The organism is Trinickia sp., assembly GCF_051953405.1.
Taxonomy (GTDB): domain Bacteria; phylum Pseudomonadota; class Gammaproteobacteria; order Burkholderiales; family Burkholderiaceae; genus Trinickia.
Genome location: NZ_JBQCIV010000007.1, coordinates 45038 through 68260 on the forward strand (window position 1 = coordinate 45038; position 23223 = coordinate 68260).

Annotated in this window: 22 protein-coding genes; 12 read left to right on the forward strand and 10 right to left on the reverse strand. The window is 62.1% G+C overall.

Going from position 1 to position 23223, the window contains the following annotated elements:
• Positions 1–122: 122 nt before the first annotated feature.
• Entirely contained in the window at positions 123–752 is a 630-nt protein-coding gene (locus ACTHN9_RS01355) for a GntR family transcriptional regulator (protein ID WP_440534950.1), read from the forward strand.
• Here ACTHN9_RS01355 and ACTHN9_RS01360 read toward each other — a convergent pair.
• Positions 691–1629, reverse strand: coding sequence for an alpha/beta fold hydrolase (locus ACTHN9_RS01360; protein ID WP_440534951.1), 939 nt, complete (start codon positions 1627–1629; stop codon positions 691–693). The genes ACTHN9_RS01355 and ACTHN9_RS01360 overlap by 62 nt on opposite strands.
• Before the next feature lie 72 nt (positions 1630–1701).
• On the opposite strand from ACTHN9_RS01360, the gene ACTHN9_RS01365 reads away from it, so the two are divergent.
• Complete coding sequence (locus ACTHN9_RS01365; RefSeq protein ID WP_440534952.1) at positions 1702–2331, forward strand: CGNR zinc finger domain-containing protein; 630 nt, start codon at positions 1702–1704, stop codon at positions 2329–2331.
• 111 nt (positions 2332–2442) lie between these two features.
• Positions 2443–2826, forward strand: coding sequence for an ATP-dependent protease (locus ACTHN9_RS01370; protein WP_440534953.1), 384 nt, complete (start codon positions 2443–2445; stop codon positions 2824–2826).
• A 143-nt stretch (positions 2827–2969) separates the two neighbouring features.
• Here the strand turns inward: ACTHN9_RS01370 and ACTHN9_RS01375 are convergent, their stop codons facing one another.
• Together ACTHN9_RS01375 and ACTHN9_RS01380 are read right to left on the reverse strand one after the other, a co-directional pair.
• Entirely contained in the window at positions 2970–3848 is an 879-nt protein-coding gene (locus ACTHN9_RS01375) for an NAD(P)-dependent oxidoreductase (RefSeq protein WP_440534954.1), read from the reverse strand.
• The gene (locus ACTHN9_RS01380; RefSeq protein WP_440534955.1) at positions 3833–4870 is read right to left on the reverse strand and encodes an alpha/beta fold hydrolase; all 1038 of its coding nucleotides are present in this window, start codon (positions 4868–4870) and stop codon (positions 3833–3835) included. Before ACTHN9_RS01380 ends, ACTHN9_RS01375 begins: the two co-directional genes overlap by 16 nt.
• Positions 4871–5066: 196 nt before the next feature.
• On the opposite strand from ACTHN9_RS01380, the gene ACTHN9_RS01385 reads away from it, so the two are divergent.
• Entirely contained in the window at positions 5067–5924 is an 858-nt protein-coding gene (locus ACTHN9_RS01385; protein ID WP_440534956.1) for a LysR family transcriptional regulator, read from the forward strand.
• A gap of 26 nt (positions 5925–5950) precedes the next feature.
• On the opposite strand, the gene ACTHN9_RS01390 is transcribed toward ACTHN9_RS01385, so the two are convergent.
• The 5 genes from ACTHN9_RS01390 to ACTHN9_RS01410 all read right to left on the reverse strand — a co-directional run bounded on the left by ACTHN9_RS01390 (position 5951) and on the right by ACTHN9_RS01410 (position 14357).
• The gene (locus ACTHN9_RS01390; protein ID WP_440534957.1) at positions 5951–6805 is read right to left on the reverse strand and encodes an alpha/beta fold hydrolase; all 855 of its coding nucleotides are present in this window, start codon (positions 6803–6805) and stop codon (positions 5951–5953) included.
• Between the two features lie 68 nt (positions 6806–6873).
• A complete protein-coding gene (locus ACTHN9_RS01395; RefSeq protein ID WP_440534958.1) occupies positions 6874–8037 on the reverse strand; it encodes a glycosyl transferase family 8 in 1164 nt (387 codons plus the stop codon).
• Positions 8037–10148: a tetratricopeptide repeat-containing sulfotransferase family protein gene (locus ACTHN9_RS01400; RefSeq protein WP_440534959.1), complete on the reverse strand. Its 2112-nt coding sequence runs from the start codon at positions 10146–10148 to the stop codon at positions 8037–8039. Before ACTHN9_RS01400 ends, ACTHN9_RS01395 begins: the two co-directional genes overlap by 1 nt.
• A gap of 10 nt (positions 10149–10158) precedes the next feature.
• Positions 10159–13050: an autotransporter outer membrane beta-barrel domain-containing protein gene (locus ACTHN9_RS01405; RefSeq protein WP_440534960.1), complete on the reverse strand. Its 2892-nt coding sequence runs from the start codon at positions 13048–13050 to the stop codon at positions 10159–10161.
• A 488-nt stretch (positions 13051–13538) separates the two neighbouring features.
• The gene (locus tag ACTHN9_RS01410) at positions 13539–14357 is read right to left on the reverse strand and encodes an FkbM family methyltransferase (protein ID WP_440534961.1); all 819 of its coding nucleotides are present in this window, start codon (positions 14355–14357) and stop codon (positions 13539–13541) included.
• Between the two features lie 170 nt (positions 14358–14527).
• Here ACTHN9_RS01410 and ACTHN9_RS01415 point away from each other — a divergent pair, with 170 nt between their 5' ends.
• The 5 genes from ACTHN9_RS01415 to rpsU all read left to right on the forward strand — a co-directional run bounded on the left by ACTHN9_RS01415 (position 14528) and on the right by rpsU (position 17243).
• Positions 14528–15328, forward strand: coding sequence for a PhzF family phenazine biosynthesis protein (locus tag ACTHN9_RS01415; protein ID WP_440534962.1), 801 nt, complete (start codon positions 14528–14530; stop codon positions 15326–15328).
• 318 nt (positions 15329–15646) lie between these two features.
• Positions 15647–15850 (forward strand): cold-shock protein, encoded by a 204-nt coding sequence (locus ACTHN9_RS01420; protein ID WP_440534963.1) that lies wholly within the window; start codon positions 15647–15649, stop codon positions 15848–15850.
• A 278-nt stretch (positions 15851–16128) separates the two neighbouring features.
• Positions 16129–16353 carry a hypothetical protein gene (locus ACTHN9_RS01425; protein ID WP_440534964.1) on the forward strand — a complete coding sequence of 75 codons (225 nt, stop codon included), beginning with the start codon at positions 16129–16131 and terminating at the stop codon, positions 16351–16353.
• Between the two features lie 263 nt (positions 16354–16616).
• Complete coding sequence (locus tag ACTHN9_RS01430; protein ID WP_440534965.1) at positions 16617–16907, forward strand: hypothetical protein; 291 nt, start codon at positions 16617–16619, stop codon at positions 16905–16907.
• A 156-nt stretch (positions 16908–17063) separates the two neighbouring features.
• The gene (gene rpsU / locus ACTHN9_RS01435; protein ID WP_440534966.1) at positions 17064–17243 is read left to right on the forward strand and encodes a 30S ribosomal protein S21; all 180 of its coding nucleotides are present in this window, start codon (positions 17064–17066) and stop codon (positions 17241–17243) included.
• 33 nt (positions 17244–17276) lie between these two features.
• On the opposite strand, the gene ACTHN9_RS01440 is transcribed toward rpsU, so the two are convergent.
• Both ACTHN9_RS01440 and ACTHN9_RS01445 read right to left on the reverse strand, forming a co-directional pair.
• Complete coding sequence (locus tag ACTHN9_RS01440; RefSeq protein ID WP_440534967.1) at positions 17277–18281, reverse strand: FmdB family transcriptional regulator; 1005 nt, start codon at positions 18279–18281, stop codon at positions 17277–17279.
• A gap of 187 nt (positions 18282–18468) precedes the next feature.
• Complete coding sequence (locus ACTHN9_RS01445) at positions 18469–19635, reverse strand: ABC transporter ATP-binding protein (protein ID WP_440534968.1); 1167 nt, start codon at positions 19633–19635, stop codon at positions 18469–18471.
• A gap of 343 nt (positions 19636–19978) precedes the next feature.
• Here ACTHN9_RS01445 and ACTHN9_RS01450 point away from each other — a divergent pair, with 343 nt between their 5' ends.
• From ACTHN9_RS01450 to ACTHN9_RS01460, 3 genes are read left to right on the forward strand one after another with little or no spacing between them, the layout of a single operon-like run.
• Positions 19979–21331 (forward strand): ABC transporter substrate-binding protein, encoded by a 1353-nt coding sequence (locus ACTHN9_RS01450; RefSeq protein WP_440534969.1) that lies wholly within the window; start codon positions 19979–19981, stop codon positions 21329–21331.
• A 45-nt stretch (positions 21332–21376) separates the two neighbouring features.
• The gene (locus ACTHN9_RS01455; protein WP_440534970.1) at positions 21377–22315 is read left to right on the forward strand and encodes a carbohydrate ABC transporter permease; all 939 of its coding nucleotides are present in this window, start codon (positions 21377–21379) and stop codon (positions 22313–22315) included.
• Positions 22312–23193, forward strand: coding sequence for a carbohydrate ABC transporter permease (locus ACTHN9_RS01460; protein ID WP_440534971.1), 882 nt, complete (start codon positions 22312–22314; stop codon positions 23191–23193). Before ACTHN9_RS01455 ends, ACTHN9_RS01460 begins: the two co-directional genes overlap by 4 nt.
• Positions 23194–23223: the final 30 nt, after the last annotated feature.

Genomic DNA, 23223 nt, shown 5'->3' on the forward strand with positions numbered 1-23223 from the left:
CGGGCGCCATCGCCGGCCCACATCCGCCAAGCCGAACTACGAGAGGCATTCTGGCACAAGTCCCCCCGTTTGGTATACCATTATTCCAAACAGAGAATCCGCATCCACCTACGAGCGAAATTTTGGACTCAACCTCTAACACCGTGGCAGTCTCGCTGCGAGAGATGATCGTTGACGGGCAATTCGAGCCTGGAGAACGGCTGGTCGAGCGAGATCTGGCCGACAGGTTCGGCGTGAGTCGAATTCCCTTGCGCGAGGCGATTCAGCAACTGGAACGCGAAGGTCTTGTGGAGATCTTCCGGAATCGAGGCGCTTCGGTTCGCATGTTGACGGTGTCGGACGTCAACGAGATCTATGATTTGCGGGCGTTGCTGGAAGGCGATGCGATTCATCGAAGCGCCAAGCGAATGGACGAAGAGACGCTGGCGCGAGCGGAGCTTGTTCACCGCCTACTCGGAAGCGCGAGTACGAAGGCGCGGCAGGGCGAACTCAACCGGGAATTCCATGAGCTCTTGTATTCGAAATGCGGTAACGACCGTCAGTTGAGGGCGATCAAGGAATTGCGCGCACAGGTCGAACGCTACGAGCGCCTGCAGGACACGCTGCTCGACGAGACGCCGTCGTTCCAGATAGAGCACGAAGAGATTTTGCGTGCATGCAAGGAGCGTCGTGCGCGAGACGCTCGCTCGCTTATCGTTGCCCATCTAAATACGGCTCGGACGGTTGTCGGCCGCCTGATTGCAGCGAGTTGATTGGACCTTGATGTCGCGCTCCCGACTGCAAAAAATCCATCAACTCGCCGACGATCGCCTCGGGCGCATCTTCCTGCATCAAATGGCCGGAACCGGAAACCCGGGTAAAGCGCGCCCCTGGGATCATCGTCGATAGCGCTACCCCTCGATCGATGGGAATCCACTGATCTTCCTCGCCCCAAAGAATGGAAACCGGGCAGCGCAGTTCTCCGTAACGCGGTTCGACTGCGTCGGTATAGCGCTGGTCCATCTGAACGATTTGCCGATAGAACGCCGCTTGCCCTTCTTCACCCAACCAGGGCGACGAATAAATGCGCAGTGCGTCGGCCGTTAGCGTTCGGTGCGCGGCACCCTGCAGGTACGCATTAACCATCGCCTCATGAATGTACGCCGGTACGCCTGCAAACGCGGCTTCGTGCGCGCGTACATGCCGGACAAACGCGGAACCCCACGGGGCTACCGCCACCGGATCGATCAGCAGCAAAGATCGATACTCGCACCCATCGAGCAACGCCGCTCTGAGCGCGGTAGCGCCGCCGAAATCATGAGCCACCACGTCGGGCTTCTCGAGCCGCCAATGCTTTAGCAAAGCAGCGAGCAGACGATTCTGAACGCCGAGCGAAACGTCTTGACCCGCTCGCTGCTCGGACAATCCATAACCAAGAAGATCGAAATAGAAGACTTGCCGGAAGCGTGCCGCGATCGGTGCAATTCGGCGCCACACCTGCGAAGAAAACGGTGTTCCATGGACCAGCACCAGGGGTTTGCCCGCACCGATCACGCCATAGCGAACCGACTGCCCACCGAAGTCGAACGCATGGGCCAACGGCAACCTTCCAGGAAGCTCGTGCCGAAATTGTCGCGAAGTATCCGTCATGAATCGCCTCGTGCATTGGACAGTCGTGCACGATTAAGCATAGACTAACCGCCAAAGCGGAGCAAGGAGGTTATGTTGACCGATGCAAAGGCATTGCATGTGCGGCAAGACGCGGGCGTCGGCGGGCACCTGGTCCTTGATTTCGTGAACACATGCGGCGGCGCCGGCAAGGAACGCGACGTAGAACGATTGCTCGACTGGCATGACGCGATCGACTGGGCCAGCGCGAACGGCGTCCTCAGTCCGGCCGATAGCCGCTTAGTCGAGAAAGCGCGGTTGCGTGCGAGATGCGATCCGTCCGATATCCTGATGGAACTGAGGAAGCTGCGAGAGGCGATGCACGCAGTGTTCTCCTCGATCGCCGGGGGCGTTTCGCCTTCGGCGACCGCGCGATCGCAGCTGGAAGGGTTTATCGTCGAGGCGATGAGCCATTCGACGTTGCGCATCGAAGGACGGGCACCGGCGCGCTGGACGGTGCGCCCCGAGGAGGCGGGTTGCGCGCTTATCCAGCACCGGCTCGCCGTCGCTGCTAGCGAACTGCTTTCGCAATCGATCGTTTCGAATGTCCGGGAGTGCGGTGCGTGCTCGTGGTTATTCCTCGATCTCTCGCGGAGTAAGTCGCGACGATGGTGCTCGATGGCCACTTGTGGAAATCGCGCGAAAGCACAGCGCCACTACCGTATGATTCGGACGACATCTTAAACGGCAGTCCAAACAGGGATGATCGAGCGGGCAAACTCGCCGGCGTTCCCACGCCATCGGCGAGACGATCGACCGACTCGATGACATGCCACAGCGAACATGAGGGACGAATTGACGACAGCCTTTGACGAGCCAACGACAGCGGCAATCGCCGCGTTTGCAGAACTCGATTTCTACACGGCCGCGCAGGCGATGCGTGCCGAGGCCGATTACGACCGCGAACGGGACGAGTGGATTACGCGCTACATCGATGAGCAGGGCGGCGGCGTGGACGACATGGAATACGACGCCTTGCATGCGCAAGCTCAAGCAACGCCGGAATTCGCGCAGTTCGTCGATGCCGTTCGCAAGGAGATCCAGGACTACTTCGGTGTAACCGCCGATCAACTGGACTGGGTGGTGACGCTACGCGCCGACGATAGCGATGAACTCTGGGCGGAGGTGAACCGTCGACGGAACGCGCTCGGAACCGGCGAAGTGCGCGGCGATCTTTGAGCATCGCGTGCCATCGCGGAGCGGCCGCGACGGACGCTTTTATGACGACGCCGCGCCGCCGCGCCTGCGAACTCGATCTCATTCGAATGAAATTCGAATGAGATCGAAGGCGTAACGCGAACGCGGCAATCGAGCGATGCTTCCTAGCGCGGCCGTCGCTGCGCCGCGTCGTGGACGTGCGGATCAATGGTCAAGGCCGCCATTGCAGACCAATCCATATCGCCCATGCCGACTTCGACCGCTTCGGTCATCCGGCCGAGGACAGCAGCGAGCATCGGCAATGCACGGCCGGCTTGTGCGGCTGCGTCGGAGGCGAAGCGAAGATCCTTCAAGCCGAGCGAGGCCTTAAAACCGGGCTGATACGCGCCCCGAACGATATTGCCGGAATAGCTCTGGTAGGGGCGACTACCGAACAGCGTTCCGAGAATCAACTCAAAGAACCGCTCCCGAGAAACGCCGTTCGTATCGGTTAGCACGACGGCTTCCGCCATGGCTTCAATTGCCATCGCAATCATCATGTTGCAAGCGATCTTCGCAGCATTGGCCATGGGCGGCGCATCGCCCATGTCCCAGATGCGCTTGCCGATGGCCTCCAGTGCCGGCTTCGCTTTTTCCAGTGCGCCAGGCGCGCCGGCAGCGAGGATGTTGAGTTCGCCCTTCGCGGCAACATCCGGCCGACCCAACACCGGCGCAGACACATAGGCGACGCCTGCGGCGTCATGAATCTCCACCAGGGCCCTCGCGAACCCGACCGAGATAGTCGAAGCCACGACATGCACAAGCCCCGGCCTTGCCTTCAGCAGTAGATTCGGATGCAGCAGGACCTCGCGAATTGCCGTATCGTCGGACAGCATCGTGATGGCCAGATCGGCCTGCAAGGCTTGCACGGGTGTCTCGACCATACGCACACCTTCGACCTGCCCGCCGGAACGATTCCACGCAATGACGGTATGACCGGCTGCGGCCAGATTGCGGGCCATCTCCCGGCCCATCGCACCTAAACCGATTATTCCGATTTCCATGCGACGCTCCCCGATTTTTCGGGCGCCCGGTCCGGTGCCTCCGTATGTTCGATGAGCCAGTTCAACACCGGCACGAGCGCATCGTCGGAATTCTTCTCGTAGATGAGCCCGTGACCGTTACCGAATACGCCATGATCGGGAAGGTGCAGTACCTCGGCCTGGCTCCCTGCCGCCTTCAGTTGCTCGATGGCGGGGCCACTGGCGGCAGCGAAGGCAGAGGCTTCCGCGGTGACGGCGACGATCGGCAAACCGGCGAGCGCGGGCAGTCTATGCGTACCCGGCGCGGCTTCGCGCAGCGTGTCAGGCGAGGCGACCGGCGGCTCCCAGTTCAGCGGCGCGGCCGCGAGGCCCCACGTTAGCGTGCCGATATGGGGAATCTCCGCGAAGGGCGGGCCCATCGGCTCGATAGCGACGATCGCTTTCACGAGACCGGGGCGACGATCGGCCACCAACCAGCCGACCGGCCCCGAAGCCGAGTGCGTCAACAAGATCGCCGGGCCAACCCGGTCGAGTAGCTTCGCGATTCGGTCCGCTTCCATGTCCTCGGAAAACGCGAGATCGGCGGGAAGCGGGCCGTATCCGGCGATGAACTCGTCCATGGCGGTTTCGTCGTCGGGCGCAAAGGGCCATTGAGTGTGTCGACCTTCGTATTCGCTCGGGAAATAGATATGGCGGCCATGTTCATAGGAAAACGCGGGCCCCATCGGCCCCATCGTCTCGATATGAAAAGGAGAGCGCCCTTGTCCCGGACGATCGGCGACGAGCACGGGATAGCCCGCTTCGACGAGACGCTGCGCCCAGCCCGGCCGTCCGTCCGGTGTGTCGAACCACTCGGTTCCCTGATAACCGCCACCATGCAGTAGCAGGATCGGCCAGGGGCGCGTCACCTGCGCCGGGGCTTCCCATTCGACGAAGAGCGGGCCGGATTGATAGGTATTGCCGTTCCGTACGATCCGATCGCCCGGGATCCACATGTGGCCGCGACGGACGGTACGCGGCGAAGCATTTTTCCAAAAGGCCAAGGTGTTTCTCCTGTCTTTTACGCGCGTGTTTTACGCGAATGGCACGATGCGCGACGCGGCAGCGCATGGCAGATTCGGATCCGCAACGGCTCGCAACGGCGTACGACATGCGACGGACCGAAGTCTCGCAAATTCATTTTCGTTCGGCAATTCACTATAATGAACGGCTTGCGTTCATTTCTGTGGGTATGCAGCTATGGAGTGGAGCGATGTCAGGATCTTTCTCGCGGTCGCGCGCACAGGGACGCTTGGCGCCGCGGCACGTGCGCTCGATCTCAGTCATCCGACCATCGGGCGACGGCTTCGCGCGCTCGAGGCGTGCACGGGCCAAGTGCTGTTTCAGCGAACCGCCGATGGTTTTGTTTTGACCGAGGAGGGCGCCGCAATCCTCCCGGTCGCGGAGCAGATGGAAGATAGTGCGTTGGCCATCGAGCGCAGATTGACGGGCGAGCAGCAAAACCTCGAAGGCACGCTCAAGGTGTCGTCGGCCGATTGGTTCGGGGCCTATGTGCTGCCGCCGGTGATCGCCGACTACGCGCGCGAGTACCCGCTTGTCCAAATCGACGTTTTGACAGGCACGCGTTTATTCAATCTGGCGCAGCGTGAAGCCGATATCGCTTTTCGCATCGTTCCGTTCGACGGGTCCGACATCGTGCAACGACGTCTGACTCGGATGCCGTACGGGGTCTATGTGGCCACCGACAGTGCCGACCCAGTGGAAGGCGATGGCGCGGGGCAGCGCTTGATCGCGATGGATACATCCACCGGCAGCTTTCCCGATATCGACTGGCTAAAGCGCCGCTTTCCCCACGCGCGCACCGTATTGCAGTCGAACAACCGCAACGTCCAGGCGCAGATGTGCGGCGCAGGCTTGGGGATAGCGGTATTGCCGCGGCCTGTCGGCGACCAGCTCGGTAGCATTCGCAGGCTCGATCTGAGCGAAGCGCCACCGCATCGGGACATCTGGATGGGCTACCATCGCGATCTCAGACGTCTGCACCGTCTTCGCGCGTTCGTGGATCTCGCGCTCAAACACCTGGAAGGCGGTCAGTAGTCGGGACGCATTCCCGATTCGCTCCATTAGCCAACCGGGCGGCAAGTCGGTACGACTTTCAGCAGCGCCGGCCAGTGCTGGCTCCAGTCGCTATCGTGAGTCAGACCCGGCACGATCGCCGTCTGAGCGCAGCGCGTGCCCGTGGCGTTGACGAAACGCTGTGCCACCGACGGCGGGACGACATCGTCCTTGGCTCCGCTGAAGTGCACCTGCGCAATGCTTGCGACACGGCGTGCGAAATCGATCGCATTCTCCGATTCCGGCATCGGCGAAACATCGTGCAGCCGATTGACGAATTCGTCGTCGAGATCGCCCGCCACCGTCCGAATCGAAACGACGTCGGTACGGCGCGCCGCAATCAGTACTGCAACGGCGCCCCCTCCCGAGTAGCCGACCAACTCGACAGGTTGCCCCGGCGTGAGTGCGGCGAAGCGGCTGACGGCCGCGTTCATCGAGTCGATCACCTCCGGCGAGAAACGCTTACCGGTCCAATAAGGGATGGCGCATCGCGGGTTCGCCGCCATCGGCGTGAACTGACAAGGGCGCGCCAAATAAACCAGGTTCGGCGCAGGATCCTTTGCCGCGAGCGCGAGCCCCATCGCTTTACGCGGTGTCGGGTCGAGCGACGGTTCGGTACGCGAGAGCCAGGCGACACCATCGCCTTCGATATACACGCGCAGCGGCTCGCCGGGATGCGAGATTCGTGAAAACGTCGTTAGCACGAACGGGCCGGTATCCACGAGTTGGCGACGCAGGTGCGCGGGTTCGGCCAAGGCATCGGCATGCGCGTCGGGGTCGAGCACCGTGCATCCCGACAGTACGCCCAAAAGAAAAAGCGACACGACCGCCGTAAACACTTTGCGTACCGTCGACGTGGGCAAGACGGCGGTTCCGAGATACGCCGTACGACGCGATAGACCACATCGGCACCGCATGCCGCGCGTCGGTTTCATGGCGCAGTCAATTGCTTGAGTTCGCCGGCTATCCGCGAGATTACGCCGCTCCAATCGGTGCGCACGTCCTGACGAAACAACCGCATGTGCGGATACCACGGCGTATCCGTCCGTTCGAGCAGCCAGCGCCAGTCCGGCACCTTCGGCAGCATGACCCATACGGGGCGCCCCAACGCACCCGCGAGGTGGACGGGAGAAGAGTCCACCGAAATCAGGAGATCGACGAGGCAAAGGATCGCCGCCGTATCCTCGAAATCGCCGATCTGCGCCGACAACGACAAGAGTTTCATGCCGTTGGGCGGCGTATCGGCCTGCGCAGCAGCCGGGCCTTTTTGGATCGATACGAAGCTCGCGTCAGCCTGCGCGAGCGGCGCGAGCTGGGCCAAGGCCAGCGAGCGGTTGGCGTCGTTGGGATGCGTGGGCCGCCCCGCCCAAACGAGCGCGATCAACGGGCGGGGCAGGGCGGCCAAGCGCTGTCGCCAGCGCTCGACGCGCCGTGGGTCCGGGCTCAGGTACGGCATGGGCCCGGGCAGATCGTCGAGACGTAGCCCCAAGGCCATCGGCAAGCTCATCATCTCGCAGTGCATATCGAACGCAGGCGGCAGGCTCCCGCGCTCGACGATCTCGTCGAACCCCGCGCTGCGCCGGATAATCGACAGCGATTCGCGATTGATTTCGAGAACGACCCGCGCTCCGCTCTTCTCCTTGGCCCGAGGCACGAGGCGCACGAATTGGAAGGTGTCGCCGTAGCCCTGTTCGTCGTGGATCAGTAGCGTCTTGCCGGACATGGCGCGGCCGTCCCAGCGCGGACGCTGTACCTTGCGCTCGATGCGAACCGTATGGGCGAGGCTATATCGGTAACGGTATTCACGCCAGCCGCGTTCGAACTCGCCCGAGAGCAGCAACGTTTCCGAGAGGTCGAAACGCGTCGGGAAATCGCCGGGTGCGTGCTCCACGAGCATTTCCTGGATCGCGCGCGTTTCGGCGATCCGTCCTTGCGGACGAAGTGCGGCAGCGAGCAGCTTCCATAGCACAAGCGGTCCGCGGCCCGAGGCCAGATACGGCCGCACGATCGCTTCGGCTTCCTCGTAACGCCCCGACGCCAGCAGCGGACGCATCCGCTGATCGATCGCGCCGATATCGCAGTCGGCATCGGCCATCACGGCGCCTCGACGCCAAGCGCCTCGAGCAAAGGACCGAGATACCGCGCATGAGTTCGCCAGCGACCTTTCGAAGTCGAATAGATCGGTTGGCGCACTTGGTTGACGCTGGCCGTGCGAACCACGCGACGGTTGCGATGAAAGTTCAAGCAGGCATCGTTCCACGGCAGTCCGAGCCAGCCGATCAAACGCCGCGCTTCGCTTTCGAGATCGTCGACGACCGCTTCGTATTGCGTTTCGATGAAGACGTCGCGAGGCAACAGCGCGCGCCAATGCGCCATCAACCGTTCGTAATGGCGGTAGAAAGCGCCAAGCTCCGCGAGGTCGTAGGCAAACGGCTGCTGTCCGGCGAACAGCTTCGTGTAACAGGACAAGCATGTATCGACGGGATCGCGCCGAACGTGGACGATCCGGGCCCCCGGCAGGATCAGCGGGATCATGCCGGCATACAAGAAATTGCCAGGCATCTTGTCGACGACATGCGCTCGGCCTGCGGCAAGCTTTGTCACACGGGCGAGATAAGCTTGCGCGCATTCGCGCAAGCGAGCCTGCGCCTCTGCCTCGGGCTCGCCGTCGAGCGCGGCGACACAGTCGGGAAAGACGCCGATTTCATCGATGGACAGACGCAGCGCCGACAGCTCGCCCGCGCCCGTCACTTGCGGGTGCGACGAGAGGATTTGCTCGATGAGCGTGGTTCCCGAGCGCGGCATGCCGATGACGAACACGGGCAGTGTCGACGGCTCGCCGAGGCCCGCCAACCGCCCATACCGTTCGGGCGTGAACACCGTCCTGACGTCTTCCATGCAGCGGCCGATCTGCTCGCCGTCATAGTCGAACGAAGCGCGCTTGGCGCGGTTGCCGGCCTCCCAATGCCGGAACGCCTGCTCCGAATCCTGGGTGTCGAGGTAGGCCTTGCCGAGCGCGAAATGCGCCGCGATGCGATCGACGAGCGGGCGCCGTTCTCCTTGCGCGAGATAGGCTTCCAGCTTGCCGATGTCGGGATCGTCGCGGCCGAACGTGCGCGACTCGGCGCGTGCCGCGAGCGCCTGCACGGAATCGGGGAGCCGCACGAGTGCCTGCTCGAAGGCCGCCAGCGCTTCAGTCTGGCGCCCCGCTTCGATCAACAGCGTGGCGCGCCCCACGAGTGCCGCTTCGGCTACTGTGCCGGGCAAGGTAGCCGCCTGCTCGTAGGCATCGAGCGCTTCATCGGTCATACCGAGATCGTGCAGCGCGAGCGCAAGCGTGTAATGCGCCTGCGCGTTGCGGGGCGCCAGTGCAACGGCATGCCGTGCGACGGCGAGCGCCTCGTCGATGTGCGCGATCTGTCTGAGGGCCTTCGCACGCGCCGTCAGCGCGGCCGGATGCTCGGGCGCGAAAGCGCCCAACATATCGAGCGCACGCAGTGCGGCATCGTGGCGCTGCCGCGAACTCTCGACCTCCGCAAGGTTCAGGTACGCGTCGACGAGGCGAGGGTTCAGATCGATGGCCTGCCGAGCATGCTGGGCGGCTTCGTCGTAGCTGCCTTGCGTCGAGAGCAGGTAGGCGAGATTGCTATGCGCTTCGGCATACGATGGATTGAGCGCGAGCGCTTGGCGGTAGCAAGCCTCGGCACGGTCCATTTGGTCGAGTCGTCGCCACGTATTGCCGAGATTGTTGTGTGCGTCGGGCCATTCGGGATTGAGCGCGACCACCTTCTCCAGACATACGCGGCTGCGCTCGAGCTGACCGGCTTCTTGCAGCAAGATGCCGAGGTTGTTCCATCCGGACACGAGCGTGGGATCCATCGCGACAGCACGCTGTGCCGCTTCCTCGCCTTCGGGCAGCATCCCCTTCTGGCGATACATTTCCGCGAGATTGCTCGAATAGACGGCCGCCGCACGCGGGGCGAGGCAAGCCTGCTTCACGTGCGAGATCGCCAGATCCAGGTTGCCGTAGGCGTGCGCCATCAACCCCAGTAAATGGAGGGCATCCGGCTGGCCGGGCCAAGCGGCAAGCACACGCTGAGCCAGCATCTCGGCTTGTTCCGCTTGGCCGGCGTTCCAGTGTGCGTAGGCGCGGGTGAGCGCTTCCTGGATGCTGATGTTTTCTTGAGGGGCTGCGGTGCTGACCATGCGCAAGATATTAGAACAACTGACGCAAGCGTAGGCTACCGGCTTGGGAAACAAAGCCCGGCCCGAGCTGCACGTTATAGCGCGCGGTCAAGCTCAGGTTTCGTTGCTTCAGCAGCGTGACGCCTGCGGTTAGCACAGCCGAGTTCGTCATAGGGCTCGTGCCGAGCACGCTGAAGCTCGTCTGGCCGCTGGGATCGGCGGCGAAGGTCGCCGTGGTCAGCGCACGCGTGTTGTTGTACTCGTGCCGCCATGCGACGGTCAACTCCGGCACCAGCACACCGTACGACGTGGGCACCTCGCGTTCGATTTTTGCGCCGAGGTCGGTGGTGACCGAAGTCAGGTGCGTCGCGTCGACCGAGAGCGCAGCACCGTTGCCGCCCGATTCGGTGTAGGCGTTTTGATGCAGATAACTGTAGGTGAGGCTCGCGAGCGGCGTGACCGTCGCGATGCCGAGCGCAAGCGGATAACCGATCTCGCCGCGCGCGACGTACTGCTGACCGCTGAAGCTGCCGCTCGCTTGGCCCGAGAACCCGGGGAAGTTGACCAGGCGATTCGTGTCGTAGCGCTGGACGATGGCGCCCGCGGACAGGTTGGCGTACCACCTGTTCGCCACGTAGCTGCCGTAACCGATCAGGCCGTAAGCGTTGATGCGGGTGTTGCTCCCGGCGGTGTCGCCCGTGTTGTTGACGGCAGTGTTGCTGTAGCTGAATGCACCGCCGACGCGCCACGCCTGCGATACCGCGCGATCGACGCCGAACAGCAGGCCGCCGTAGTTGGCGCTGTATCCGTCCACTTGGTCGCGCGCGTTCTGGCTAGCGTGCCCGCCGAACGCCTGACCCCAGACGCCCCAGCTCGGCGAGCCCTCGCCGGTGGAGATGCCGCTGCCGTACTGTTGCGCCAGGCGCAGTCCGTTGGCGTGGCTCGAGATGATATTGAGCACGTCCAAGGTCGGCGCGGCCGCGGCGCGGCTCGAGGAGGTCTGCGACGTCGGGCTCAGTTGCTTGCCTGCGGCGTTGAGCGCTTGGGGCGAGCCGCCCGCCTCGAGTGCGAGCGAGGCGTCGAACAGGTTGAGCAGGGCCGGACTGATACCGGTGTAGTTCCCCAGCCCCTTCAACGCCGACACGGCATTCGGCGCGGTTGCAGCCGGTTTGGGGGGCGATGTTCCTGTGCCCGTGCCCGTGCCGGTTCCGGTTCCGGTTCCGGTTCCAGTCCCTGTGCCTGTGCCTGTTCCCGTGCCTGTACCGGTCCCCGTTCCCGATCCGGACGCGTTGGCAACCGTTAGGACAAGGTCGCTGTTTGCGCCATTGGCCACGGCGGCGCCGGTGACCACTAGTCCGGTGACCCCGGCGATCGCATAACGCAGCGTGCCGGCGTTGTAGTTCGTCCCGGTGCCGGTGGCGTCGACGACGACGAAACGCTGGCCGGCTGCGAATCCATAGGCATTGAGCTTTTGCAGCGTCACGGCGGAACCGCTGGCGATATTGGCGGTGCCCGAGACGACGAGCCGGCCATAGCCGCTGTCGCTGGCAATCGTTCCGCCTGTGACCGCGCTGTCGGCGACGCCGACCAGCAGCGTGGCGGCCGCCCCTTGCGTGTAGTTGCCGGTGATCGCGATGGGATTGTTGACCTGCAGCGTGGCGCCGGTGTTATTGACCGCGTGGCTGCCCACGTTGATTTGGTCGTTCAGCAGCACATTGCCGGAACCGAACGCCACGTTGGACGAGGTATTCGTGATGGTGCCCACGTTCGCGGCGGCAATTGCGCCGCCGAGGCCCGTCAGCGTACCGAATACGGTGCCGCTACCGCCGCCGATACTCAGATTGGTGGAGCCGGTGTTATGGATGGCACCCGCGATCAACCCACTGTTGGCGATCTGGCTGATGGTACTCGTGCTGTCGATATTGATGGCATTGAGCAGGCCCGTAATGGTGCCGCTATTGATCAGCGAGCCGATCGTGGCGCCGGCCAGCGCGAACACGCCGGTATAGGGCCCGCTCGGGAAGCCGGTCACCGTCTGCGTGGTCGCGCCGCTGATAAGGCCGGAGTTGTTGATCGTGCCAATGGTGCCCGTTTGCGCAACGACGCCGGAAAACGTACTGGTGATGGAGCCGGTATTGGTCAGCGTGCCCAGGCTGGCGCCGCTGCGGATAAGGATACCGAGTTCGTTGGTGATGGTGCCGCTGTTGGTGAGCGTGCCGATCACGCCCGAATTTTCGCCGAGCACCCCGTAGCCGACGATCGTTCCGGTGTACGTGGAGCCTTTGATGGTGCCGCTGTTCAGGATCGTACCGATGCTGCCGCCGGAGTTGTCGATGCCGAATATGCTGCCGCTGACCGTGCCGCTACCGGCGAGCAGGCCCATGTTGTTGACGGTGCCGATGGTGCTCGTGTTGTAGATGCCTCTGCCGGCACCGGTGATCGTGCCGGTTGCCGCGTTGGTCAGCGTCGCGATCGTGCCGCTGTTGTTGATCCCGGCGGCGATGGTGCCCGCGATACCGCTTGTGCTGATGAGCCCGTTGTTGGTGAAGGTGTTGATCGAGCCGGTGCTCCTGATGCCCGCATTGCCGCCGACGAAATTGCCGGCACTGTTGTTGGTGAGTACGCTGATGGTTCCGGCATTGACCATCCCGTACGTGATGCCCGCGATCGTGCCGCTGTTGGTGAGCGTGCCCAGCGAGGAGCCGGTCGCCAGCAAAGCGGTCGAGGTGCCGAAATTGGAGAGAACGACGTTGGGGGCGATCGTGCAGTTACCCGAAGACCAGCCGATCTCGGTCTGGTTCGCGCTGATCGTTCCGTTGATTCCGCAGTCGGCTTTTGCGACCAGCGGTGCGACGCCGGTGAGCGCGCCGGCAAGGGCTGCGACGAGTGCGCGTTGTCTTTGCGGCACGTTCTTGCGATTCATAGACACCCCGGCGAAGAGGTTCGAGAAACGTTGGTTTAAGAACTTGCGACTTTCCCAATACTATTCAGCCGAATCGCGAAATTCAACGGCCGATTTTTACGTGTGTTCTTCTCTTCGATACGGCGTAACCGGAAAAAACGACAGAATGCCGAACCGGCTGCTCGATTTCTTTCAAAATCACTATGGCGGAAATATATGTGCGACACCCTACGAGGGGTTCGCCAACGCCTTGTCGGACGGGCGTTTGGTCCGCTCGAGCGCACGTTGGCCGCCGAGTTTGTGCTCGATGTATCCATTCGCGTGTCCATGAGAACGATGCATATCGAGCGAGAGAAATGCACCGCCCTATGTGGCCACCGCGGCGGCGTGCGGCTTCAGCCGAAAAGCACCGATTGACAGAATCGTTTTTGTGCGATTCGTTTCAGCGGCATGCGAATGGCGCATGCGAAACCTGGCGCCATGCGCAAGCTACTCGCCGCTCGTCAAGGCTAGCGTTTCGCCAGCGGATGAGCGGCCGCATCGACGATTTCCTCGAAACCGCGCAGCACCAGGTTCGACTCCCGCGGGACGCCCAGCATGTTGAAGGAGTAAATGGACGGATAGCGGTTTTCCGCATTGGCCCGGTAGTTTTGCGGATTGAATAGCGGGCTGATATGCCACGAGAGCCGATAACCGTGTGTCCACAGGTACTCGATGAGCGCGCGCGAGTGCGCGACGCGATCGTTCTCGACGTACAACAGCGGGCGGTGGTCTGCAAGCATCCGCTCGGCGCCTTGCAGGACTTGTAACTCGAAGCCTTCGACGTCCACCTTCAGGAGGCGAACGGCCCGCCCCTGTGTCATATCGTCGAGCCGTACGCACGGCACCTCGATGCCATTATCGAAAGGTTGCGCGCGAACGGACACCGCGCCGAAGTTGCCCGTGCGGCGGTAATCGGGGGAAGGGAGCCAGACTGTCCCCGTTTGTGCCGAGCAGGCGAACGGCCAAGCCCGCACATTGTCCGTGGCGTTGAGCGCAAGATTCGCACAAAGGTTCTGGAACACGAACGGCTGCGGCTCGAATGCCATGACGTCGGCGCCGGCTGCCTTGGCTGCTTTGGCGAGGGGGACGGTCTGGCTGCCGACATTGGCGCCGACTTCCACGACGGTGCCGGGCTCGGCGATGCACTGCAAGAGCAACTGCGTTTCCAACTCGGCGTACTCGCCATATTGGATCAACGCTTGACCGACATATTCGTCAAAGCGATTGGCGAGCATCGTTCCGTGTCGCGTATCGACTAGAACGTAAGGGTCGGCGGCGTTTGGCATCGTGTTGTTCGGTGGTTCGTTCCATGCGAGGTATCGCTCGGATCGACATCGCCGAGACGAAAATAAAGACCGGTGCACTTCACCCCATTTTTGCGAGAAATTGTACCTGTGCGGGGCGTGAACGGCCCGATAAGATTCGCGAACCGTTTTATTTCAGGGGATGCAGTGCGATGAAGCTACCGATCTACCAAGTGGACGCATTCACCGGAGAAGTTTTCAAAGGCAACTACGCCGCGGTCGTGCCGCTCGAGCGGTGGCTGCCCGATGAACTGATGCAGTCGATCGCCACCGAAAACAACGTGTCCGAAACGGCGTTCTTTGTTCGGAACCCTGAAGGTGTCTACGATATCCGCTGGTTTTCGCCGATCACCGAAATCGCCTTTTGCGGTCACGCCACCCTTGCTGCCGCGTATGTGATCTTCCGTCGTCAACCGGCCGAATCGATCACGTTCGGCGCGAAATCGGTCGGCACGCTGACCGTATGGCGCGACGTCGACGACCGCATCGAAATGCGTTTCCCGCGTCGGCCTTCCGAAGCGGTACACAGCGTGCCGCCAGCGCTCTTGCAAGGCCTTTCGGTCGCACCGAAAGAGGTGTTGGTCAACCAACAGGCCTACGTCGCCGTCTATGAGAGCGAGCAAGACGTTCGTGCGCTCGTTGCGGCTTCCGAGCATTTGAAGACGCTGGGTCCGCTCGATGTCGTTGTGACAGCACCGGGCCAACGGCACGATTTCGTCTCGCGTTACTTCTGGCCCGCGAACGGCGGCGACGAAGATCCGGTGACGGGTTCGATCCACGCGGCACTGGCGCCGCTATGGGCCGAGCGTCTCGGCAAGCGCGAACTCGTGGCGCTGCAGGCATCGCACCGTAGCGGATTGCTGCATTGCTGCGTGGAAGCGGAGCACGTTTTGATAAGCGGTCAAGCCGTCCTGTATCTCGAGGGCACGATCGAAGTTCCAGTAGGACACTAGACAGGCGTGCGGCGCTCGGCGGGGCGCCGCAGTGCTGCGTCGTTCGGCACTCGCGTACCGACGATCGGTGAGTTAGGGACTGACGGGGCGTGCGTCGTCGCATCCGTAAAAGTGCCCGCCGATAAAACAGTTACAAGATAAGTGTTGACGCTGGTAGCGCCCAGCAGGTAGTGTGTCGTTCGAAGTTCAAGAAGTTCGATTGCTGTTCATCAATTGCTCGCTCCTCAGCGGTATTCGTTGTCCTCTCCCTCCTTGATGCTTCATGCGCTCCCCAGCGGGGCATGCTTTTCTATCTATTTTTTTACTCAAGGATTCTTCATGGATACCGGTATCGTTAAGTGGTTCAACGACAGCAAAGGCTTCGGCTTCATCACGCCGGACAACGGCGGCGACGATCTCTTCGCGCACTTCTCCGAAGTCAGCGGCGAAGGCTTCAAGACGCTCGCTGAAAATCAGCGCGTCAGCTTCGAAACGAAGCGAGGCCCGAAGGGTCTGCAAGCGGCCAATATCAAGCCGCTGTAAAGTTTGGAGGGCCCGGTTTCCGTCTACGGAGGCCGGGTTGCAGCGACACCCTCGCGGAGCTTTGGTCTCTAAAGTTGGCGCGATCGCTCTTAGCCGCACTGCTTGGTCAGCGGCTTGCCGGCGCCACACGTCTCGTTGCTCTTCATGCTCCCCTCTGCTGTCGCGCCGTTATAGCGTTGCGACGGCTTCAGATCGCGCTCCCAATGGCTTGGGAGCGGCGCAACCGTGCATGCGCATTTCGTACGGTACGCGCGCATTCGAATATCAGTAAAACTAAAATGCACAACAAACACATTCAGCAATACCACGGCTATGCCGTCCAACCCTCGGCGCATCGTTTGCCCGACGGTAGTTTTTCATCGAACCTGCTGCTCGAACGCACGGATAGCGCGCGCGTTGGTGGCCGCTATCAGTTTTATTCGCTCGATTACTTCACGAGCGAAGAGCAGGCGCTGCAGCACTCGACACGCTGGGCGCGACATTGGGTCGACACGCGCGGTTGAAGGCGACGCGCCATCGCGAACCGGGCACGGACAAAAACATTCTCTGTACAAACGGGGCAATCGGTGTAGCATGAATGCGGCGATTAGCGTCGATTGACCCACAGCCCTTCTCCGCGCCGCCGCAGTTGCCTTGCCCAACGCCAATAGGGCGGCCCACATTCACCGCCGGCCGAACAACGCGGCCAGTCATGTGACGACACAATTCGGTCGCTCACACTCCTTTCCCCATTGGCCGCCAGTTGACGCGGCCTCAGAGGTCTTTCATGACAACCGGTTTCCGTCTCTACCGTGGGCTAGAAGTCTATCCACTGGTCTACCCGCATCGCGCCACCGAGCCCGGAAGCGCGCGCAATTACGACGAAGGATTCGACGCTGCCGTGCGCATCCAGGAGCCGGGAATCGGCGGGGAAGCGCCACGCTGCCGCGTGTTCCGGATTGAGGCGAAAAGTCCCTTCCGCAATACCGGCGACGCGCGGCGTGCATCGACTGCCTACGCGGAACACCTCATCGACACCTGCTCCGAAGACACCCACGTCCTCGATGTGGAGCTGTAAGTTGCGCCTCGCGCATCATCCGAGCGCGTCGATGCGTTCGGCTGCCATCGCACCCATCGCGCCGCGAACACGGTCACGGAATTTCGAACGGTACGCGGCGCGCACTTCCCATCAGGAAAAAAATTGACAACGGTTACCCCCAAGCTGAACGAACCGATGGAAGTCGCCTTGCGCCGCTTCCGCCGTTCCATCGAGAGCACCGGTTTGATAAAAGAACTGCGCGCGAGAACGGCTTATGAAACGCCGACGGCGAAACGCAAACGAAAGAAGGCAGCCGCGGTAGCCCGTCTCCGAAAACAGATCAAGCGATCGTTGCCGCCGAGCAAGCTGTACTGAGCCGAAGCGCTGCCGCCCTTCGCGTGCACCGACCTATCGGCCTGGGGTCAGGACAGCGGGGTCTTTCAGCGCCGCGTCGATCTTTTGGATGTAGTTGGCGGCGATCGGATTGTTGGGATTGTCGTTGCCCGACACGTAGTAGGACAGCCCTTGCTTGAGGCTGCCGTGATCTGCGATGCGTTGTGCGAGGTTCGACGCAGCCATGCGCAATTGCACGGTTACGCTGTTCTCGTACTGTGCCGTGGTGACGACCTGGCTGCCCACCCGTTTGTTGCCCGGTCCGTCTTGGGACCAATCGCGCCCATCGAGAAACTTCCGGGAGATCTGTCCCAGGCCGATCGAGGTGTTGTTGTTGGAGGCACGGTCCAAGTCGCCCTCGAAACGCATGGCTTTTTGATAGCCCTGCGAGAACGCTCCGGATTCAACCTGCAACTGGGCGCGAAAGACATTCGGATTGAGGCCGTATTCTTTTGCGGTTTCATCGACGGCGCGGCCGAAATCCGCTTCGTTTTTGATCTGCGCGTCTTTCTGCTGCTCGTCCCCACGCAGTACCGGCAGGAACGTGGGGTGGACAGTCGGCGCGGCTTGATCGACGCTGGTGGCATAAACGCCGGCGCCCGAGGGGGCCTTCGCATCGCTCGGCGTAGCGGGAGCGGCGGAGCGATTGAATGCTGCCGGTGCGACGCCCGACATCGACGAAGGAGATGCGCTACGATCGGCCGCTTGCGCGCCATGCTGCGGCTGTGCGAACGAGGCGGCCGGCGACGCATTGCCGGTATTGCCGCCGCCGGTCGTCGGCGTGTCCTGCGTGACTTGCTGATCGCTCGCTTGCCCGTGCGCGTGGTGGCCATGATGGCGATTGCGCGCATGCTCGCCGGACGAGGAGCGCAACTGCCGCATCATGGTTTCAAGCAATCGATCCAACTTGTCGAGGATGTTCTCCAGGAGGTCCTGCTTCGTGCCGGGTGTTGCATGGGAAGCATCGTGCGGTTGGAACTGCGCGGAAGGCGCATGGGAAGTGACACTGTCGATGGGCATGGCGGCTCTCGCGAGGGAAGCAGTGAACGATGGTCGTCACCATGGCATTGCTTGCGGACACCCGAGGCGGGTGCTGGCGAAACCTTGCGTTCCAGAGCGAACCGGGCCGCCCGCGCAACGCAAGGCGTTTCAACTCGACCGATAGCGCGTTGTTTCTGCATACGGGCGGCTCGCCCGCTATCTATGCCTACCGATCGCATTTCGACAAAGGCGCATCGGACTGGGGCGGCGTTTGAAGTGCCAAAGGCTCCAACGCCTCGCGCCGTGCCCCGAGCGCCAGACCGTCAGGTCTGAACAAATGCGCGTGCCGCACGGAAAACCCGACCTCGATGCGTTGCCCGTCCGTTGCGGCCGAATCTCCGGAACCCTTTACTTGAATCGCCCCGCCTCCGGCGAGCGTGACGTGCAATAGCGTCTCCCCGCCGAGGTGTTCGACCACGAGCACCTCGCCGGCCAGACGTCCATCGCAGCCGGCTGCGCCGTTCTCCATCAAATGCTCTGGACGCACGCCGAGCGCGAGCGCGTCTCCCGCGCGTACGCCCTCCGTATCGCACGGGACCGTGAGCGCCGCCCCGCCGGGCAGCGCAATCGTCACCCCGTTGGAATCGGCTGCGCGAACCTCCACATCGATGAAGTTCATCTTCGGCGAGCCGATGAACCCGGCGACGAACCGATTGCGCGGGCGTCGATACAATTGAAGCGGCGAGCCGATCTGCTCGACCGCGCCGTGGTTGAGCACGACGATCCGATCGGCCATCGTCATCGCTTCGGTCTGATCGTGCGTCACATAGATCATCGTTGCATTCAACTGCTTGTGCAGCTTGATGAGTTCGAGCCGCATCTGGACACGCAGCGCGGCATCGAGGTTCGACAGGGGTTCGTCGAAGAGAAAGACTTTGGGCTCGCGCACGATCGCACGGCCGATCGCTACGCGCTGCCTTTGCCCGCCCGATAACGCGCGCGGGCGTCGATCGAGCAATTGGCCGATCTGCAGGGTTTGTGCCGCGCCGTTCACGCGCCGCTCGATCTCGCTTGGCGGCATCTTCAGCATCCGTAAGCCGAACGCGATGTTTTCGTAGACGGACATGTGCGGATAGAGCGCATACGACTGAAACACCATCGCGACACCGCGCTCCGAAGGCTCGACTTCCGTCACGTCTTCTCCGCCGATCAGGACGCGACCCGAGTCGACGCGTTCCAAGCCGGCGATGGTGCGCAGCAGCGTGGATTTCCCGCACCCGGAGGGACCGACGAACACGAGGAACTCGTGCTCGCTCACGTCGATGTCGACTCCCTTGAGCACCTGTGCGCCCGAGAACGCTTTGCGGATCTGCTGCAACTGAACTGCGCTCATTTCGCGTCTCCTACGAACGTCGCACTTCGCGCCGCGTCGACGCGTGTCGTACGCGCTTGCGCTCGCTGCTCGCGGCTGCGCCATCGTGCACTGCCGCAAGGACTCCTAACGATTTTCTTCTTGACAAGCGTCGTGCGCCAAAATATACATTTGAAAAAACGAAATTACAAGTGAAACGCGCAGCCAGAGGGCCGCCGGCCGCGCCGCAGTCGCATGACGCAGTACCGCGCGTGCGCAGGCGTCGATCGATCCGATGCCTGCCGCCGAATCGATAACAAACCAGCTTTGCATCGGACCGTGAACGAGCGCCGGATGTTCGCCGCGGTCGACAAGGAGACAATCGATGAACAAACGGTTCTTGCAGCGAAACACGGCGATGGCATCGATGGCCGCCGCGTCGTTCTTGGCGGCGGCCCACGCCTATGCATGGACGTTGAAGGAGGCTGCGGCACCCTACTCGGGCACGACCCTCCACGCGATCTTCCTCGATCGGCCCGGCTATGTCGCCGCCGAGAAACTGATTCCGCAGTTCGAGAAGGAAACGGGTATCACGATCAAGTGGGACGTCGTGCCCTACGAGAGCACGCGACAAAAAGAGGTGCTCAATTTCGTCAGCGGCGGCGCGCAGGACATCGTGTTGGTGGATGTCGTGTGGATCGGCGAATTCGCCAGCAACAAGTGGCTCGTGCCGATCAAGAAGTTCACCGACGATCCGAAGCTGGCGGACCCGAACCTGAACCTAAAGGGCTTCTTCCCGATTCTGCTCGACTCGTTCGGTACGTGGGACAAGGTCACGTACGGGCTGCCGTTCGACAACTACTCGGGCCTCATGTTCTACAACAAATGCATGCTCAAGCAAGCGGGATTCGATGAGCCGCCCAAGACCTGGGACGATCTGTTGAACGTCTACGCACCGAAACTGACGAACGCCGGCAAAAATCAGTACGCCTTTGCACTACAGTCGCGGCGCGGCGAGACGCAATCGGCCGATAGCTTTATGCGCATGCTGTGGCCGAACGGCGGCTCGCTGCTCGACGCCAAGTTCAAGTCGAATCTCATGTCGCCGCAATCTCAGGCGGGGCTCGACTATCGGCAAAAGCTCATGAAGTACATGCCGCCGGGCATCGTCGATTTCGATCACGCTGAAGCGGTCAATGCGCTTGCGCAAGGACAGGTAGCGATGATCACCGAATGGTCCGCGTTCTATCCCACGTTGACTGACCCCTCGAAATCCAAGCTTGGCGATTGCCTCGGCATCGCGACGGAGCCGCGCGGCCCGGCGGGTCTCAAGCCCGCATTGGGCGGCTTCTCGCTGGCTGTCAACGCGAAGACCAGCGCGAAGAAGCAAGCCGCGGCTTGGCTGTTCATCCAGTGGATCACGTCGGAGCAAATGGCCAAGCCTTATCTCGACGCGGGCGGCGTGCCGGCTCGCATGGCGGTGTATCGAGATCCGGCCGTGCAACAGAAGTATCCGTTCGTGAAGCCGATGGTGGAATCGTGGCAGGGCGGCGTGCCGGACTACCGGCCGCGCTTCCCCGAGTGGCCCGCCGTTTCCGAGATCATTGGCGAGTGGGGCACGAAGATGATGCTCGGCCAAGTATCGGTGAAGGAGGGAGCGCAGACGATCGGCTCGAAGATGGAAGACATTCTGCGCAAGGCCGGCTACTACGACGGCAAGAAGCCGCTGCTCAAGTGAGCGGTCAGCGACGACTAGGGTGGCCAGCGTGAACCGGAGATCGCCATGGTGAACGGTACCGTGTCGCACGCGGTGCAAGAGTCCGCCATGCGCAAACGCGCGCGGCAGTGGCTCTGGCCGCGTTCGCCCGCGTTTTGGTTTCTCTTTCCCGCGGTGTTCGCGCTGGCCGTGATCGGGATCTACCCGCTGTTGGTCGCGCTCTTCAATTCTGTGCATCAGTACCGCCTCGCCGATCTCGAATCGGGCACGCCGTTCGTCGGCCTCGACAATTACGTGGCGACGCTCACCGATGCGACGTTTTGGCAGGCGCTTGGGCGGACGATGCTGTTTCTGTGCCTGACGTTGCCGATCGAGATCGCGATCGGTCTGTTCGCGGCGCTGATGCTGCACCGGCCCGGGCTTGCCTGGATGCGGGCGGTGGCGCGCGTGGGTTTGGTGGTGCCGATGGCGACGACCTACGCCGTGGTTGGGCTCATTGGCCGGCTGATCTTCAATCGGCAGTTCGGGGTCGCCAATTACTTGCTCGGCTTTTTCGGCGTTCATCCGCTCGACTGGCTCGGCGATCCCACGCTCGCCTACGTTTCGGTGATGATCATGGACGTCTGGCAGTGGACGCCGTTTTGCGCGCTGATTCTTCTCGCCGGGCTGACGATGGTGCCGAAGGAAGCCGAAGAAGCGGCGCGGCTCGAAACGCGCAAGCGCTTGACGATTCTCTGGCATATCGAACGGCCTTATCTGTTGCCGGGGCTGACGGCCATTCTGATCCTGCGCTCGGCGGACATGCTCAAGATGTTCGATGCCGTCTACACGATGACGCGCGGCGGTCCCGGTGCGGCCACCGAGTTTATCAGCGTGTATATCGAACGCATCGGCTTCCGCTTGTTCGATCAAGGGCTCGCCTCCGCGCAAGCGATGCTGCTGCTCGTGCTGACGATCGTGCTCTCGCGCTTGTACATTCGCTATATCTACCGGGAGGTCGCATGAGCGTGTCCTTTTTGGGCTTGTTCGCGATCGGCGCGGCGCCGCGCTCGCATCGCGCGCGGGCCGGCCGTCGGCGGGCAACGCTTTGGCATGGGTTGGCGCTGCTGGCGGTTTTTCTCTCCTCGGTGTTTCCGTTCTACTGGATGGTGACGACGAGCCTGAAGACGCAGGCCGATGCGCTCGCATATCCGCCGTTGTGGCGTTTCTCTCCTACGCTGAAGCATTACGGCGATGCGTTGTTCCAGCACGATGTCGGCGCCAGCCTCGTCAACTCGTTGATCGTGGCCAGCAGCACGACAGTGCTCGCGATCTTGCTCGGCACACCGGCCGCTTATGCACTCGCGCGTTTCGAGTTTCGCGGTAAGCGCGACCTGTGGTTCTGGTTCATTTCGAACCGAATGGTCAGTCCCGTGGTGCTAGCGGTGCCGTTTTTCTTGATTGCTACCAAGCTCGATCTGATCGATACGCATATCGTCTTGATCTTGCTTTACCTGACGTTCTCGCTGCCCATCGTGATCTGGATTTGCACCGATCAATTCCGCAACGTCCCCGTTGAACTCGACGAAGCCGCGCGGCTCGACGGTGCGTCGCCGTGGCGCGTGTTCTGGCGGATCAACTTGCCGCTTGCGATGCCCGGCATCGTTGTCTCCGCGATCTTCGCGTTCATCTTCTCGTGGAACGACTTGCTCTATGCGCTCGTCCTCACGCGGGACAACGCTGCGACCTCGCCCGTGGCCGCGACGAATTACATGAGCGGCTACGAGTTGCCCTGGGGCGAAATCATGGCGACGGGCACGTTGATCGTGCTGCCCATGGTGATCTTTGCTTTGCTGGTATCGGGACGGCTCGTGCAAGGTCTCACGATGGGTGCGGTGAAATGAGGCATTTGCTATAACTGTCGGTTTTCTCTG

Bases quoted from the DNA above. Each gene is read 5' to 3' on its own strand.
- ACTHN9_RS01415 (WP_440534962.1), top strand. From the start codon at position 14,528: ATGAAGCTACCGATCTACCAAGTGGACGCATTCACCGGAGAAGTTTTC.
- ACTHN9_RS01405 (WP_440534960.1), bottom strand. From the start codon at position 13,050: ATGAATCGCAAGAACGTGCCGCAAAGACAACGCGCACTCGTCGCAGCC.
- ACTHN9_RS01375 (WP_440534954.1), bottom strand. From the start codon at position 3,848: ATGGAAATCGGAATAATCGGTTTAGGTGCGATGGGCCGGGAGATGGCC.
- ACTHN9_RS01430 (WP_440534965.1), top strand. From the start codon at position 16,617: ATGACAACCGGTTTCCGTCTCTACCGTGGGCTAGAAGTCTATCCACTG.
- ACTHN9_RS01425 (WP_440534964.1), top strand. From the start codon at position 16,129: ATGCACAACAAACACATTCAGCAATACCACGGCTATGCCGTCCAACCC.
- ACTHN9_RS01440 (WP_440534967.1), bottom strand. From the start codon at position 18,281: ATGCCCATCGACAGTGTCACTTCCCATGCGCCTTCCGCGCAGTTCCAA.
- ACTHN9_RS01420 (WP_440534963.1), top strand. From the start codon at position 15,647: ATGGATACCGGTATCGTTAAGTGGTTCAACGACAGCAAAGGCTTCGGC.
- ACTHN9_RS01400 (WP_440534959.1), bottom strand. From the start codon at position 10,148: ATGGTCAGCACCGCAGCCCCTCAAGAAAACATCAGCATCCAGGAAGCG.
- ACTHN9_RS01410 (WP_440534961.1), bottom strand. From the start codon at position 14,357: ATGCCAAACGCCGCCGACCCTTACGTTCTAGTCGATACGCGACACGGA.
- ACTHN9_RS01360 (WP_440534951.1), bottom strand. From the start codon at position 1,629: ATGACGGATACTTCGCGACAATTTCGGCACGAGCTTCCTGGAAGGTTG.
- ACTHN9_RS01445 (WP_440534968.1), bottom strand. From the start codon at position 19,635: ATGAGCGCAGTTCAGTTGCAGCAGATCCGCAAAGCGTTCTCGGGCGCA.
- rpsU (WP_440534966.1), top strand. From the start codon at position 17,064: ATGGAAGTCGCCTTGCGCCGCTTCCGCCGTTCCATCGAGAGCACCGGT.
- ACTHN9_RS01450 (WP_440534969.1), top strand. From the start codon at position 19,979: ATGAACAAACGGTTCTTGCAGCGAAACACGGCGATGGCATCGATGGCC.
- ACTHN9_RS01385 (WP_440534956.1), top strand. From the start codon at position 5,067: ATGGAGTGGAGCGATGTCAGGATCTTTCTCGCGGTCGCGCGCACAGGG.
- ACTHN9_RS01365 (WP_440534952.1), top strand. From the start codon at position 1,702: ATGTTGACCGATGCAAAGGCATTGCATGTGCGGCAAGACGCGGGCGTC.
- ACTHN9_RS01460 (WP_440534971.1), top strand. From the start codon at position 22,312: ATGAGCGTGTCCTTTTTGGGCTTGTTCGCGATCGGCGCGGCGCCGCGC.
- ACTHN9_RS01455 (WP_440534970.1), top strand. From the start codon at position 21,377: ATGGTGAACGGTACCGTGTCGCACGCGGTGCAAGAGTCCGCCATGCGC.
- ACTHN9_RS01395 (WP_440534958.1), bottom strand. From the start codon at position 8,037: ATGGCCGATGCCGACTGCGATATCGGCGCGATCGATCAGCGGATGCGT.